This is a genomic window from Sphingomonas sp. CFBP 13733 (assembly GCF_014841795.1).
Lineage (GTDB): Bacteria > Pseudomonadota > Alphaproteobacteria > Sphingomonadales > Sphingomonadaceae > Sphingomonas > Sphingomonas aerolata.
On sequence record NZ_JACYUP010000001.1, the window covers coordinates 658,829 to 673,862 of the forward strand.

Genomic DNA, 15,034 nt, shown 5'->3' on the forward strand with positions numbered 1-15,034 from the left:
CCCCTGCAGACTGCGACACGCATCCGGCCGGGCTGTGGCACCATTGTCACTGTTCTCAGCATATTTAGTGAACGTTCACAACCAGCAGTCCAAATCCTTGACACGAATCGCGAAAAGGGAAAGTGAACGTTCACACGGAAGGCGCACTCATAGCGTCGGCTACAGGGAGGATTACCATGCGTGGCTTCACGGCTCGCTCGCTTTCGCGTCTTGTCATCGGCACATCGGCACTGGCGCTGGCCGCCATTCCCGGCGTCGCTCTGGCGCAGGATGCCGCAGCCACGGTCGGCAATCCCGGCCCGTCCGACATCGATCCGCAGGCCGCACCCGCCACGCCCGCCGATCCGAACGCGGTCACCGACGACATCGTCGTGACCGGCATCCGCGCGTCGCTGCGCGAGGCGATCGACATCAAGCGCAACGGCCAGGGCGTGGTCGACGCGATCTCGTCCGAGGATATCGGCAAGTTCCCCGATACCAACCTCGCGGAATCGCTCCAGCGCATCACCGGCGTCTCGATCGACCGCTCGAACGGCGAAGGCTCGACCGTCACGGTCCGCGGCTTCGGTCCCGAATATAACCTCGTCACGCTCAACGGTCGCCAGATGCCGACCTCGACGCTCGGCGACGGGGCCAGCGCGCCCGCCTCGCGCTCGTTCGACTTCGCCAACCTCGCCTCCGAAGGCGTCGCCGCGGTCGAGGTCTACAAGACCGGTCGCGCCGCGGTCCCCTCTGGCGGGATCGGCTCGTCGATCAACATCCGCACCCCGCGTCCGATCGACAAGCCCGGCACGCGCGGCAGCATCGCGGTCAAGGGCGTGCTCGACAGCTCGCGCAACGGCAAGGATCCGATCACTCCCGAAGTGTCGGGCATCCTGTCCACCACCTTTGCCGACGACCGCATCGGCGTCCTGCTCAGCGGTGCGTATCAGCGGCGCAAGGCGAGCAACAATTCGGCGGGCGTCGGCTTCCGCGACGGCTTTCTCGGCGCGGAGAACAACTGGGGCACGCTCGCCCAGCCCGGCACGCCGGGCGGTGCTAACATCACCAACCGTCCCGGCCCGACCGACGTCTATGAAATCCCGCAAAGCGCCAATTACGATGTCGTCGACATCGATCGCGAGCGCATCAACGGCCAGCTCGTGCTGCAGGCCAAGCCGACCGACACGCTGACCGCCACGCTCGACTTCACCTATTCGAGCAACAAGGTCGAAGTCCGCAACAGCAGCGTCGGCATCTGGTTCAACTTCGGCGACACGCGCAGCGCCTGGACCGATGGTCCCGCGGCTGGCCCCGTCTTCTATTCGGAGAATTTCGCGCCCGGCAAGGATCTGTCGTACAGCAGCTCGCTGACCGCGAACAAGTCCGAGAACAAGTCGCTCGGCGGCAACCTGACCTGGGAAGCGCCCGGCAACGTCACGATGTCGCTCGACGCGCATCATTCGACCGCGGTGTCCAAGCCGACCAACGATTACGGCAGCAGCACGTCGATCGGTGGCGCGATCTTCGGCGTCCAGTCGCAGACTATCAATTTCGAGAAGGACCTGCCGGTCATCTCGTACCAGATGTATCCCGGGATCGACCCGCTGAACGCGTCGCTGATCACGCCGACCGGCAACGCGTTCCGCAACGCCTATTTCAAGAACGAGATCAACCAGCTCCAGCTGAAGGGTCATTACGACCACGACGGCGATTTCCTGAGCAGCATCGACTGGGGTTTTTCCTATGTCGATAACAAGGTGCGCTCGGCTTACGGCTTCATCCAGAACGAGACCTGGGGCGGTGTCGACCCGCGCGGTGCGTCGTTCGGCGCGGCGGCCGTGCCCGACGATTTCTTCAACCTCACCAGCCTGCCCGACAAGTTCAAGGGTGTCGCCGGATCGAACGATCCCGCGCTGCCGCCGTCGATCTACACGTTCAATTTCGAGCAGATGGCCGAACTGCTGCGCTCGCAATATGCGATCTGCAGCGCACCGCAGACGGGCGTCGCGGCGGAAGGCACCTGTCTTGCCAATTACACCAACGATCGCCGCATCCGCGAACGCACGATCTCGCCCTATATTCAGTTCAACGGCAAGTTCGACATGTTCTCGATGCCGGCGCACCTCATCGGCGGCGTCCGCTATGACGAGACGCAGGTGAACTCGTCGGCGCTGGTGCCGATCCCGAACGGTACGCGCTGGACGGGCGCGAACGAATTCGCGCTCACCTACGGCGCCAATTCGTTCACCTCGCTGAAGGGCCGCTATCACAACTGGTTGCCCGCGGTCGATTTCGACATCGAACCGCTCCGCAACGTCAAGCTGCGCGCGTCGTACAGCCACACGATCACGCGCGCCGATTACGGCAGCCTGCAGGGTGGCCTTAACATCGATTCGAACCCGCGCATCGGTGGCGGCACGGGCAGCCAGGGCAATCCGAACCTCGTCCCCTTCAAGTCGAAGAACATCGATCTGTCGGCGGAATGGTATTACGGCGCCGAGAGCTACATCTCGGTCGGCTATTTCAACAAGGACGTGAAGAACTTCATCGGCACGACCCAGGTCAACACGTCCGCGTTCAACCTGCGCAACCCGGGCTCGGGCCCCCGCTATCGTCAAGCGGTGGCAGCACTTGGAACGACGGACAATCTCCAGGTTCGCGACTACATCCTGCGCAACTTCCCCGCCTCGTCGCAGGTCACGGGTACCAGCGATTCCGGTCTGCTGAACGGCAACATCTTCGGTCTGCCCGAGGACGACCTGTTCAACTTCCAGCTGAGCCAGCCGTTCAACAGCGACCAGACCGCCAATATCGACGGGTGGGAATTCGCGCTGCAGCACAGGCTCTGGAACACCGGGCTCGGCGTCATCCTGAACTACACGATCGTCAATGGCGATGCGAAATATGACAACACGCTCGATCCGAATGTCGGCCAGTTCGCGCTGACCGGGCTCAGCGACAGCGCCAACGCGGTCGCCTATTACGACAAGAACGGCATCCAGGCGCGTGTGGCCTATAACTGGCGCGGCGAATTCTATGCCGGCGGCGCCTTCGATCCGCTCTATGTCGAATCCTATGGGCAGGTCGACGCCAGTGCGAGCTATCAGGTCACCACGGGGCTGGCCGTGTTCGGCGAGGTCATCAACCTCACCGGCCAGGGCCGTCGCGGTCATCGCCGGTCGGACAATTTCGCCACCTTCGCGCAGCCGGGCTATGCCCGCTACGCAGCCGGCCTGCGGTTCAACTTCTGATCCGCGGCGCCGCCGGCCTACGGAACGACCACCTCCCTGCGGGGGGTGGTCTTTTCGGCGCCGGGGCGGCACAGAATGACAGTGTCGGACATGCAAACTGACGGGCTGGACATGGATCGCGCGATCACCTCGGTCGTGATCGTCGGCGGTGGCACCGCCGGATGGCTCGCTGCGTGCCTGATCGCCGCCCGCGCGGACCGTGATGCCGAGCGCCCGCTTCAAGTCACCCTGATCGAATCGCCCGACGTCGCGACGATCGGCGTGGGCGAAGGCACATGGCCGACGATGCGCCGTACGCTCGAACGGATCGGCATCTCCGAAACCGAATTCCTCCTCGCCTGCGATGCCGCGTTCAAACAGGGATCGCGCTTCGACGGCTGGCGCACCGGCGCGCCCGACGACCGCTATCTCCACCCCTTCACGGCTCCCGCCGATGCAGCCCCCCGCGATCTCGCCTCGGCCTGGTCCGACAGCGGTCTGGCCTTTGCCGAAGCGCTCTGCGCGCAACATGCCGTCTGCAGCCAAAACCTTGCCCCACGCCAGCGCGCGATGCCCGATTATGCGGGCACGCTGAACTACGCCTATCATCTCGACGCCGGCAAGTTCGCCGCCCTGCTCGCCCGCCACGCGACCGAACGGCTTGGGGTGCGCCACCTGCGCGACCATGTCGTCGGCGTCGATGGCGCGGCCGATGGCGACATCGCCGCGGTCCGCACGCGCGCATCGGGCAGGATCGAGGGCGACCTGTTCCTCGACTGCACGGGTCATGCCGCACTGCTGATCGGCGAGCATTACGGCGTCGGCACGATCGACCGCGGACGCGAGCTCTTTAATGACCGCGCGCTCGCAGTCCAGCTGCCGGTCGCCGCCGAGAGCCCGATCGCGTCGCAGACCAATGCCACCGCGCACGCCGCGGGCTGGATCTGGGATATCGGCCTGCCCGCGCGACGCGGCATCGGCTGCGTCTATTCGTCCGCGCATCTCGACGACGACGCGGCCGCGGACACGCTCACCCGCTATCTGCGCGCGACCGCCCCCGACGCACCACTCCCCGACTTTCGCCCCCTGCGGTTCCAGTCGCGTCACCGCGACCGTTTCTGGCACCGCAACTGCCTCGCCATCGGTCTGTCCGCCGGCTTCCTCGAGCCGCTCGAGGCGTCTGCGATCGTGCTCGTCGAGCTCTCGGTCGACGCGCTGCTCGACAATTTCCCGGCGACCCGCCGCACGATGGATCTGCACGCCGCGCGCTTCAACACGCTGTTCCGCTATCGCTGGGACCGGATCGTCGAGTTCCTCAAACTGCACTATGTCCTGAGCCAACGCGACGAACCCTATTGGCGCGACCACCGCGATCCCGGGTCGATCCCGTCGCGTCTCACCGAGCTGCTCCAACTATGGGCCGACCAGCCCCCGTCGCACGCCGACTTCCCGATGGTCGACGAGATCTTTCCCGCGGCGAGCTATCAATACGTGCTCTACGGCATGGGCTTTCCCGCGCCGCGCCGCACGCCTGTCCGCACGGGCGCGCGCGGTGCCGCCGACATGCTCGTGCAGCAGGTGGACCGGCACGGCCGCATGCTCGCCGCCGCCCTGCCGACCAATCGCGCCTATCTCGACGCCCTGCGGCGTGCGATGACAGGCGCTACCATGGAAACGAGAGCCTGATGCCCGACCACGCGATCCTGACGCCCGAAGAGCACCGCGACCTGCGGATCCGCACCGACCGGTCGGATGCGCTGGGCGACGCCGTCATGGCGTGCATCACCGTCCCCAGCGAATTCCGCCGCGTCCAGACGCACTATCCGATCCTCTTCCAGCGCGACCAGACCCGCGACGGCTTCACCGCGCTCGCGATGTTCGGGTTCGAGGCGGGCGAGAATCTGTTTCTCGAGGGCGGCCGCTGGGATGCCCGCTATCGCCCGCTCGCGATCGACAGCCAGCCCTTCCTCGTCGGTCGTGGGCCGGAGGGTTCGTCGCTGCGCCAGGTGCATATCGACATGGCGAGCCCGCGGATCGGCGCCGGCGAAGGCATGCGCGTGTTCGACGATACCGGTCGCCCGACGCCGTTTCTCGAACGTATCGCCGATCAATTGCGCGCGCTCGACGAGGATTATGTCGCCGCGACCGCGTTCTTCGCCGCGCTCCAGCGCCACGACCTGCTCGAACCGCTGACGCTCGACGTCACGCTCGAGGACGGCTCGAAGAACCGGCTGGTCGGCTATCACGTCATCGACGAGGATCGCCTGGAAGCGCTCGATCCCGCATCCGTCGCCGAGCTTCACGCCGAAGGCCATTTGCTGCCGATCTTCATGGCGCTCGCCTCGCTCGGCCAGATCGGGGATCTCGTCGCACGCAAGAACCGACGGCTCGCGCATGGCTGACGCCGGCACCGCGGGGATCTTCGCTGCCCTGCCGCGGATCCGCGAAGTCGACATCAGCGGGCCGGCGGCGCTCGACACGCTGCTGCGCGAGGCGACGACGCCGTTCATCGTCCGCGGCCTCGTCGCCGACTGGCCGATGGTCGAGGCCGGTCGCCAGTCGGGACGTGCGGCGCGCGACTATATCGAGCGCCATGCCCGGCCCACGCCCTTTGCCGTCTCGGTCGGTGCGTCGCAGAGTGGCGGCCGGCTGTTCTACGGCGACATGCAGGGCATGAACTTCCAGATGATGCGCGCGCCGCTGCCCGAGATCTTCGCGCGGATGACCGAGAATGAGGGGGTCGACGGCGCGCCGTCCATCTATCTCGCCTCGATCGACATGCAGAATTTCTTCACCGGGCTGCACGAGGCCAATCACGTCGACCTCGGCGACCGCACACCGCTCGCGAGCATCTGGATGGGGACGCCGACGCGGATCGCGGCGCATAACGACGCGCCCGACAACCTCGCCTGCGTCGCGGTCGGTCGTCGCCGCTTCACGCTGTTTCCGCGCGACCAGTTCCGCAATCTCTATCTGGGGCCGGTCGACAATACCCCCGCGGGCCGCGCGGTGAGCATGGTCGACTTCCACGACCCCGACTTCGCCGCCTATCCCGGCTTCCGCGATGCGCTCGCGCAGGCGCAGGTCGCCGAGCTCGATGCCGGCGACGCGCTCTACATTCCGGCGCTGTGGTGGCACCATGTCGAGGGGCTTTCGGACTTCAACGTGCTAGTGAACTACTGGTGGCGCGACACGCCGCGCTGGCTCGGCCAGCCGCAGGATGCGCTCAATCACGCATTGCTCGCGATCCGCGACCTGCCCGCGGACGAGAAACGTCACTGGCGTGCCATGTTCGATCACTATGTCTTCTCGGACGACCCCGCGGTCGCGGCGCATATCCCCGAGCCCGAACGCGGCGTCCTCGCCCCGCTCACCCCCGACAGCGCAGGCAAGCTGCGCGCCTTCCTCCTGCGAGCACTCAGCCGATGACCACGCCCCCGATCCACCGCGTCGTCATCGCCGGCGGCGGCACCGCCGGCTGGATGGCCGCCGCCGCGATCGCGCGGACGATGGGCCGCACGGTCGCGGTGACGCTGGTCGAATCCGAGACGATCGGCACCGTCGGGGTCGGGGAATCGACGATCCCGCCGATCGTGACGTTCAACCGCCTGCTCGGGATCAACGAAGCCGAGTTCATGCGAGAGACGCAGGCGACGTTCAAGCTCGGCATCCTGTTCGACAACTGGAAGGATCGCGGCGACACCTATTTCCATTCGTTCGGCACGACCGGCAAGGATCACTGGTCCGCGGGTTTCCAGCATTTCTGGCTGCACGGGCTGACGCGCGGCCATCACCAGCCGTTCGACGATTACTGCCTCGAACTGCGCGCCGCACTGCAGGGCAAGTTCGCACATCTGCCCGATGGCCGGATGAACTATGCCTATCAGCTCGACTCCAGTCTCTACGCCCGCTTCCTGCGCAAGATGGCGGAGGCCGACGGCACGACCCGCGTCGAGGGCAAGATCGCCCAGGTCGAGCTGAACGGCGAAAGCGGCGACATCGCCGCGCTGACGCTCGACTCGGGCGCTCGGATCGAGGGCGACCTGTTCCTCGACTGCACCGGCTTTCGCGCGCTGCTGATCGAACAGGCGCTGCATGCCGGGTTCGACGACTGGACGCATTTCCTGCCGTGCGATTCCGCGATCGCGGTCCAGACCGAGAGCGTCCGGCCGGCGCTGCCCTATACCCGTGCGATCGCGCACGATGCCGGATGGCAGTGGCGCATCCCGCTGCAGCACCGCACCGGCAACGGCATCGTCTATTGCAGCCGCTATCTCGATCACGATGCCGCGCTCGAGCGTCTGCTCGGCACCGTCGAGGGACCGACCCTGACCGAGCCGAACAAGATCCGCTTCGTCACTGGCGCGCGACGCCAGCAATGGCACCGCAACTGCGTCGCAATCGGCCTGTCCGGCGGGTTCATGGAACCGCTCGAATCGACGAGCATCCATCTGATCCAGCGCGCGATCCTTCGTCTGCTGCGGATGTTTCCCTCGGCCGGGATCAGCCCGCGCGACGTCGCCGAATTCAACGAACAGCAGCATACCGACATGCTGCAGATCCGCGATTTCCTGATCCTCCACTACAAGGCGACCAACCGCCGCGACAGCGCCTTCTGGCGGCAATGCGCGTCGATGCCGGTGCCCGACCCGCTCGCGCACAAGATCGCGCTCTTCCGCGAGACCGGCCGCGTGTTCCGCAAGAATGACGAGCTGTTCGCCGAGAACAGCTGGGTCCAGGTGATGCTCGGCCAGGGCATCGTCCCGGAGAGCTATCACCCGATCGCGACCAAGATGCGCGACGACGAACTCGTCCGGCTGCTCGGCGGGCTGCGCGACACGACCAACGCGACCGTCGACGCGCTGCCCGACCATGCCGCCTATGTCGCGCATTACTGCAGCACCGCGCCGTCTGCCTCGGCGGGATCCCCGCATCTTGGCTAGGCGCCGTCAGGCCGTGACGATCAAGCATGTTGCAGCGGACGCCGGCGTCTCGCTGCAGACGGTCAGTCGCGTCGTCAACAAGGAAACCGGCGTCCGCCCGCAAATGGCCGAGCGCGTACAGGCGTCGATCGACCGGCTCGGCTATGTCCCCTCGATCGCGGCGCAGCGGATGGGCGGTTCGCGCTCCTATCTGATCCTCGCGCTTAACGATCGCGAACGCACGATCGCCGACTGGCGCGCGCGGCAGGGGACCGACTGGGTCGACCAGATGCTGCTGGGCGGGATGCTGACCTGCGCCGAGCATGGCTATCGCCTGATCGTCGAGCTGGTCGATACGCATAGCGATCATATCGAACGCGAACTGCTGGGCGCGATCGCCGCGCTGCAGCCCGACGGGGTGATTCTCACCCCGCCGCATTCGGGCAATCCGCTGATCATCGACCTGCTCGAGGCGCAGGACATCCGGTTCGTGCGGATCGGCTCGATCAGCGAAGGGCCCGGCGTGCGCCTGATGATGGACGACGCGCGCGCGGCGCGGATCGCAACCGAGCATCTCGTCGGGCTCGGCCACCGGCGGATCGGCTTCATCGCCGGGCCTGCCGAGTATGAACTCAGCGGCTGGCGCGTCGATGGCTGGCGCGCGGCGATGGCGGATGCGGGGCTCGACAGCACCGACCTGCTCGCATCGGGGGATTTCAGCCATGCCTCGGGCCGGGCCGCGGCCCGGACGCTGCTCGCGCTGCCCGAGCCGCCAACCGCGATCATCGGCAGCAACGACCAGATGACGCTCGCGACGCTCGAACTCGCGCGCGAAACCGGGATGCGTGTGCCCGAGGATCTGTCGCTGATCAGCTTCGACGACACGCCGATCATCCGCCTCGCCCACCCGCCGCTGACCGCGATCGTCCAGCCGATCGCCGAGGCGTCGGCGCGCGCGGTCAGCCTCATCATCGCCGGGCTGGCGGGCGATCCTCCGCCGGACGCACCGATCACCGTCGCGGCGGAACTGACGGTCCGCCGTTCGACCGCGCGCCCACCCGCCACCGCCTGACCGGTCTGCTCGCGCCGGCGGGTCCGGCGGGCCTTGCGACGTACGGCCAACTCCCCCACAGGCGGCGCGGGGACGAACGGAGACCGTCATTTTCAATCTCATTTTCGCGACGCCCTGCCTGGTCGTCCTTGCCCGCTGGCTCTGGCCGCTGTCGATGTCGCTCTGGCTCAAGGCCGGCGTGGCGCTGCTGCTGCTGTTCGCCTCGCAGTTCCATTTCTGGAACCGGCTGTCCTCGGGATCGATCTTCGCCCCTGAATTTCCGCGCAGCGTCGTCATCCTGTTCAACTGGGCGTTCGCGGCGATCGTGCTGCTCGCGATGCTCCAGCTGCTGCTCGACATCGGCACGCTCGCGACCGCGATCCTGCGCCGCAGCACGACCGCCGCGCCAGACGGGCTGCGCTATGCGATCGCGGGGCTCGCGGCGTTGATCTCCGCGATCGGAGTCTCGAACGCGCTGCGCGTGCCGCCGGTCAAGGACGTCGCGGTCACGATCACCGGACTGCCGCCGCGGTTCGAGGGGTATCGCATCCTCCAGCTCACCGATCTTCACATCAGCCGGCTGTTCCCGGCGCGCTGGGCAAAGGCGGTGGTCACCCGCGCCAATGCGGCGGGCACGGACCTGATCGTCGTCACCGGCGACTTCATTGATGGATCGGTCGCGATGCGCCGCGCGGACGTCGCCCCGCTGCGCGCGCTCCGCGCTCCCGACGGCGTCTATGCGATCCCGGGCAATCACGAATATTTCTTCGATTACGCCGCCTGGATGCGACATCTCGACGGGCTCGGCTTCCGCATGCTCCCCAACAGCCACGCCGTGCTGTCCCGCGACGACGCGCAGCTGGTGCTTGCAGGGCTCACCGACCTGTCCGCCCCTTCGGTCGGCCAGCCCGGTCCCGATCTCGAAAGCGCGCTGCGCGGCGCGCCCGCGGGGGCACCGATACTGCTGCTCGATCACCAGCCCCGCAATGCGCGCAACGCCGCGGCGCACGGCGTCGCGCTCCAGCTGTCGGGGCATACGCATGGTGGCGTCGCGCCCGGCTTCGACCGCCTGTTCGCGCGCGCCAATGGCGGGTTCGTGTCCGGCCGCTACGACGTCGTGGGGATGACGCTCTATGTCGGCAACGGCACCGGGCTTTGGCCGGGCTTCGCGGTCCGGCTCGGCCGCCCGTCGGAGATGACGCGGTTCACGCTGCACGCCGCCGGGCCGGACCTCAATCCGCAGGCACCAGCGTCTTCAGGTCGACCGTGATGTCGGCCAGCAGCGCCGGCTCGACGCGCGCCGACGCGACGACCAGCGCCCGCCCCTGCACATAATCCCGCGTCTTGTTGACGCAGTCGAGCGCAACCACCCGCCCCGCCTTCAGATACACCACCGAGAAGCTGCGGCTCGCCGGATCGCCGCGCAGCAGCGCGAGATCATGCCCCGTCGACAGCCCGACGCTCTGCAGCTTCAAGTCATACTGGTTCGACCAGAACCACGGCACCGCGCTATAAGCCTCCTCGACGCCGGTCAGCGCCTTGGCGACGATCGCCGCCTGGTCGTTCGCATTCTGCACCGATTCCACGCGGATCACTTCCCCGCCGGCAAAGCGGCTGGCGTGCGCCGCGCAATCGCCGACCGCAAAGACATCGGCCAGGCTCGTGCGACACTGCGCGTCGACCATCACCCCGTTACCCCCCGCCGAACCGGCGCCTGCCGCGATCAGCGGCGCGACCGCCGGCACGATGCCGATCCCGACGATGACCATTTCGCACGGCAGCACCGTACCGTCCGCCAGCCGCACGCCCGACGCGGCTCCGCCAGCGCCCTCGATCGCCGCCACCGTCACGCCGGTCCGCAGATCGACGCCGTGCGCGCGGTGCTCGGCCTCGTAGAAACGCGACAGCGCCGCCCCCGCCACCCGCGCGAGCACCCGGTCCTGCGCCTCGAGCACCGTCACCTGCTTGCCGAGCTTGGTCAGCACCGCCGCCGCCTCCAGCCCGATATAGCCGCCCCCGACGACCACGACCCGCGTGACACCCGGCAGCTCGGCGATCATCCGGTCGACATCGTCGCGCGTGCGCACCCCGTGCACCCCGGCAAGATCATGCCCGTCGCACCCCAGCCGCCGCGGCGATCCCCCCGCGGCCCAGACGAGCGTGCCATAGTGCAGGCTCGTCTCGTCGGCGCTCTCGGTCACCTGCGCGTCGACATGGCTAACGCAGTGCGCGGCCGCGTCGACCCGGGTCACACGACGGCCGGGGATCAGCGTGATCCCGCGCTCCGCCCAGAAGCTGGCCGGACGCAACAGGATGCGATCGAACGCCCTTTCGCCGGCCAGATAGTCCTTCGACAGTGGTGGCCGCTCATAGGGGGGCGACGTCTCGTCGCCGATTAGCCCGATCGTCCCCGCATAGCCGCGTTGCCGCAGCGCGATCGCGACCTGTGCACCGGCATGGCCGGCCCCGACGATCAGGACGTCATGATGATTGCGAGCGGACATGCATCGACCTCTGTGATTGGCCGGTCTCGATGCCCGTCCCGACGCCGGTCGACAAGGGCGCGACGATGGTCGTAATGGCCAATCATCGCGATCGACCGGATAGAGGCCTGGAACCAGGCGCCGCCGGACGCGCTCAACCCGCGAGTCAGGATCTGTGCAAACCACCCCCTCCCCCCAGGCCCGCTCCGGCGACGGCATGCCCCACGCGGTCCCGCGCGGTTGCGCGATCATCGTCATGGGCGTCAGCGGCAGCGGCAAGTCGACGCTCGGCCAGCGCCTCGCCGATCAGACCGGCCACCGCTTTCTCGAGGGCGATGACTTCCACAGCGCAGAGGCGGTCGCCAAGATGCGCGCCGGCCATCCGCTCGACGACGCCGACCGCTGGCCCTGGCTCGACCGCGTCGGTCACGCGATCGGCGATGCGGTCGCGGCCGACGGCTTTGCGGTCGCCGCCTGCTCCGCGCTGAAGCGGGTCTATCGCGAGCGGCTTGTCGCTGCGGCGGGCGTCCCGCTGCTGTTCGTCCTGCTCGATACCGATCCGGCGGAACTCGCTCGACGGCTCGGCGCGCGCGCGGGGCATTACATGCCGGCCAGCCTGCTCGACAGCCAGCGCGCGACGCTCGAGCGCCCGGGGCCCGACGAAACCGCGATCACGCTCGATGCGCAGGCGACGCCCGACACGCTGGTACGCGACGTCTGGGCCTGGATCGATGACCGCGCCAGCGCGGATGGCGCTAACGGCACCGATCGGCGATAAGATCGACCAAGGTCGTAATGGCCACGCGGCAACTGGTGGCCGAACAGGGTGGCCGACAGCGCTTGCAGGATGGGGGATCTGATCGTGACGATAGGACGACGCGAATTTGTCATCGGCGCAACCGCACTGGCCGCGGTGCCCGCAATCACGCAGGCGGCCACCCCGACGCGCAAGCTCGGCTATGCGATCGTCGGGCTGGGCTATTACGGGCTCGACGTCATCATCCCCGAATTCGCCAAATGCGCGCACAGCCGGCTCGCCGCGGTGGTCAGCGGTGACCCCGCCAAGGCGCGCCGCGTCGCGGCGGCGCATGGCCTGCCCGACCGGTCGGTCTACAGCTATGCGACCTTCGACCGGATCCGCGACAACCCCGATATCGATATCGTCTATATCTGCCTGCCCAACGCGATGCATGCCGAGTACACAATCCGCGCCGCGCGCGCCGGCAAGCATGTGCTGTGCGAAAAGCCGATGGCGGTCTCGGTCGCCGAATGCGAGGCGATGATCGCGGCCTGCAAGGCGGCGGATCGCAAGCTGATGATCGGCTATCGCTGCCATTTCGAGCCCTGCAATGTCGAGGCGATGCGGCTCGCGCGCGCGGGGACGATGGGCAGGACGCGCTATGTCCGGTCCGAACACGGCTTCGCCCAGCGCGATCCGTCGAAGTGGCGGCTGAACAAGGCGCTGGCGGGCGGGGGCTCGCTGATGGACATGGGCATCTACAGCCTCCAGGCGGCGCGCTACATGACCGGCGAGGAGCCCGTCGCGGTGACCGCGCGCGAGTCCACCGATCGCACCGATCCGCGGTTTCGCGAGGTCGAGGACATGATCGACTGGACGCTCGAATTCCCGTCCGGCGCGATCGCCAGCTGCCAGTCGATGTACAGCGCGAACCAGAACCACATCCTGCTGATGGGCGAACGCGGCCGGATCGAACTCGAACCCGCGACCCGCTATGCCGACAACCGGATGTGGACGGGCGCCGACGGGCGCGAGCGCGATGTCACGCCAGCAGCATCCGGCCGAACCCAGTTCGCCAGCCAGCTCGATCATCTCGTCACCTGCATCCGCACCGGCCGCGAACCAATCGTGTCAGGTGTGGAAGGCCTGCGCGACCTGCGCATTGTCGAGGCGATCTACCGTTCGGCGCGCGAGGGGCGGACGATCCGGCTGGCATCGGGCACCAAGGCGTGATGCGCGTCCTGCTCGCGCTGGCGACGGTCGCGGTCGCCACAGCCGCGCCGGCGCAGGAGGCGGCGCGCGATTTCGCCGCGGCGACCGATATCCCCCGCGCGGTCGCGGCGCTCGAAGCGACGATGAAACCGGGTCAGGGCTTCGCGATGCAGACGCTCGTCAGCGGCGGCGGCAGCGTCGTCGCGCTCGAATATTGGAAAGCCGAAGGCCGTCCCGCGGTGCACCCCGACGACAATGAATATGCGACCGTCGTCGCGGGATCGGGGACGTTGCTTTCGGGGGGACGCCTGGTCGATCCGCATGTCGTCAATCCCGGCCTCACCGACGGCGCGCGGATCGAGGGCGGCACGACCCGCGCGCTCCGCCCCGGCGACGTCCTGCTGATCCCCGCCGGCGTTCCGCACGGCTTCGGTGTCGGCGCGAACGGGCTGGTCCTGCTCGGTACCAAGATCACGCCGCGCCGACCGGCTGCCCCTGCGCGATAAGATGCGTCTGCCAATCGCGACGTCCCGATCGGGCGTCTCGATCCGCGCCCTGATCTGCCGGATCTGATGACTGCGCCGAATGTCGGACCCGCTGCGAGCGCACGCATGCTACAACCGCGAATGCGCGTATTTGTGAGGATCTATAGGGTTGGTCTGGCGCGCGTATAAACTCAGCAAATCGCAAGATCAGCGCCCGGATTCGACGTCGCGAACAGAATTCCCGGTCAATTGAGCGCTTTAATAATATTTGCGGGTGTCATTTTCTGCCAATAGCGCGTAGTCGCGCGAATGGAGGGGGAAAATTTTTCAACAATCAAGGATCCCGTGTGACCGAAACCATCAATACCGTCGAACTGGCGGCAGAACTGACGGCAGCCTGGCTGGCGAACCCCAACACCCGCACCGCTGCCGAAGACGTTCCTGCGTTTCTCCTGTCGATGCACACCGCCGTGACCAAGCTCACGACCGGCGCAGAGATGACGGGCGATACCGCCGAGGCGACGACCTATGAGCCCGCCGTGACGGCGCGCAAGTCGCTTGCATCGCCTGACCACATTGTCTCGATGATCGACGGCAAGAAGTACAAGACACTGCGTCGCCACCTGACGACGCATGGCATGACGCCGGAGCAGTATCGCGAACGCTTCAACCTGAAGGCCGACTATCCGATGGTCGCTGCGACCTATTCGGAAGCACGCCGTGCGATGGCGAAGTCGATCGGCCTCGGCCGCAAGGCTGGCTCGAAGGTCGAAGCCGCTGCGGAAGACGCAGGCAAGACTTCGCGCAAGACCGGCAAGGCCGCGCTCGATGCCGCCAAGCGTACACTCGGCAGCGACGATTGATGCGCCACGGGGAGGGCTGATCGCCCTCCCCGACCGTTAAAAGCATTCTGAGCGCTCTGCCGGTCGC

The 15,034-nt window shown here is 67.3% G+C and carries 12 protein-coding genes; 11 read left to right on the forward strand and 1 reads right to left on the reverse strand.

Annotated elements, in window-relative coordinates; translation table 11 throughout:
* The first annotated feature begins 176 nt into the window (after positions 1-176).
* The 7 genes from IFT71_RS02785 to IFT71_RS02815 all read left to right on the forward strand — a co-directional run bounded on the left by IFT71_RS02785 (position 177) and on the right by IFT71_RS02815 (position 10,455).
* Positions 177-3,233: a TonB-dependent receptor gene (locus IFT71_RS02785; protein ID WP_192139023.1), complete on the forward strand. Its 3,057-nt coding sequence runs from the start codon at positions 177-179 to the stop codon at positions 3,231-3,233.
* 111 nt (positions 3,234-3,344) lie between these two features.
* Positions 3,345-4,898, forward strand: a complete 1,554-nt coding sequence (locus IFT71_RS02790) for a tryptophan halogenase family protein (RefSeq protein ID WP_192139257.1) — start codon at positions 3,345-3,347, stop codon at positions 4,896-4,898.
* A complete protein-coding gene (locus IFT71_RS02795; RefSeq protein ID WP_192139024.1) occupies positions 4,898-5,614 on the forward strand; it encodes a SapC family protein in 717 nt (238 codons plus the stop codon). Before IFT71_RS02790 ends, IFT71_RS02795 begins: the two co-directional genes overlap by 1 nt.
* Positions 5,607-6,641, forward strand: coding sequence for a cupin-like domain-containing protein (locus tag IFT71_RS02800; RefSeq protein WP_192139025.1), 1,035 nt, complete (start codon positions 5,607-5,609; stop codon positions 6,639-6,641). The genes IFT71_RS02795 and IFT71_RS02800 overlap by 8 nt, the downstream gene beginning before the upstream one ends.
* Complete coding sequence (locus tag IFT71_RS02805; protein ID WP_192139026.1) at positions 6,638-8,155, forward strand: tryptophan halogenase family protein; 1,518 nt, start codon at positions 6,638-6,640, stop codon at positions 8,153-8,155. The genes IFT71_RS02800 and IFT71_RS02805 overlap by 4 nt, the downstream gene beginning before the upstream one ends.
* A complete protein-coding gene (locus IFT71_RS02810) occupies positions 8,148-9,206 on the forward strand; it encodes a LacI family DNA-binding transcriptional regulator (protein ID WP_244654699.1) in 1,059 nt (352 codons plus the stop codon). The genes IFT71_RS02805 and IFT71_RS02810 overlap by 8 nt, the downstream gene beginning before the upstream one ends.
* Positions 9,207-9,360: 154 nt before the next feature.
* Entirely contained in the window at positions 9,361-10,455 is a 1,095-nt protein-coding gene (locus IFT71_RS02815; RefSeq protein ID WP_197975987.1) for a metallophosphoesterase, read from the forward strand.
* Here IFT71_RS02815 and IFT71_RS02820 read toward each other — a convergent pair.
* Positions 10,418-11,689 carry an NAD(P)/FAD-dependent oxidoreductase gene (locus IFT71_RS02820; RefSeq protein ID WP_192139028.1) on the reverse strand — a complete coding sequence of 424 codons (1,272 nt, stop codon included), beginning with the start codon at positions 11,687-11,689 and terminating at the stop codon, positions 10,418-10,420. The two genes, IFT71_RS02815 and IFT71_RS02820, sit on opposite strands and share 38 nt — an antisense overlap.
* Before the next feature lie 196 nt (positions 11,690-11,885).
* Between IFT71_RS02820 and IFT71_RS02825 the strand changes: the two genes are divergently transcribed.
* From IFT71_RS02825 to IFT71_RS02840, 4 genes are all read left to right on the forward strand, one after another.
* Entirely contained in the window at positions 11,886-12,446 is a 561-nt protein-coding gene (locus tag IFT71_RS02825; protein WP_244654700.1) for a gluconokinase, read from the forward strand.
* Between the two features lie 84 nt (positions 12,447-12,530).
* Positions 12,531-13,640: a Gfo/Idh/MocA family protein gene (locus tag IFT71_RS02830; RefSeq protein ID WP_342212577.1), complete on the forward strand. Its 1,110-nt coding sequence runs from the start codon at positions 12,531-12,533 to the stop codon at positions 13,638-13,640.
* Positions 13,640-14,125 (forward strand): cupin domain-containing protein, encoded by a 486-nt coding sequence (locus tag IFT71_RS02835; RefSeq protein ID WP_192139260.1) that lies wholly within the window; start codon positions 13,640-13,642, stop codon positions 14,123-14,125. Before IFT71_RS02830 ends, IFT71_RS02835 begins: the two co-directional genes overlap by 1 nt.
* Positions 14,126-14,451: 326 nt before the next feature.
* Complete coding sequence (locus IFT71_RS02840; protein ID WP_031393951.1) at positions 14,452-14,967, forward strand: MucR family transcriptional regulator; 516 nt, start codon at positions 14,452-14,454, stop codon at positions 14,965-14,967.
* The last annotated feature ends 67 nt before the right edge of the window (positions 14,968-15,034 follow it).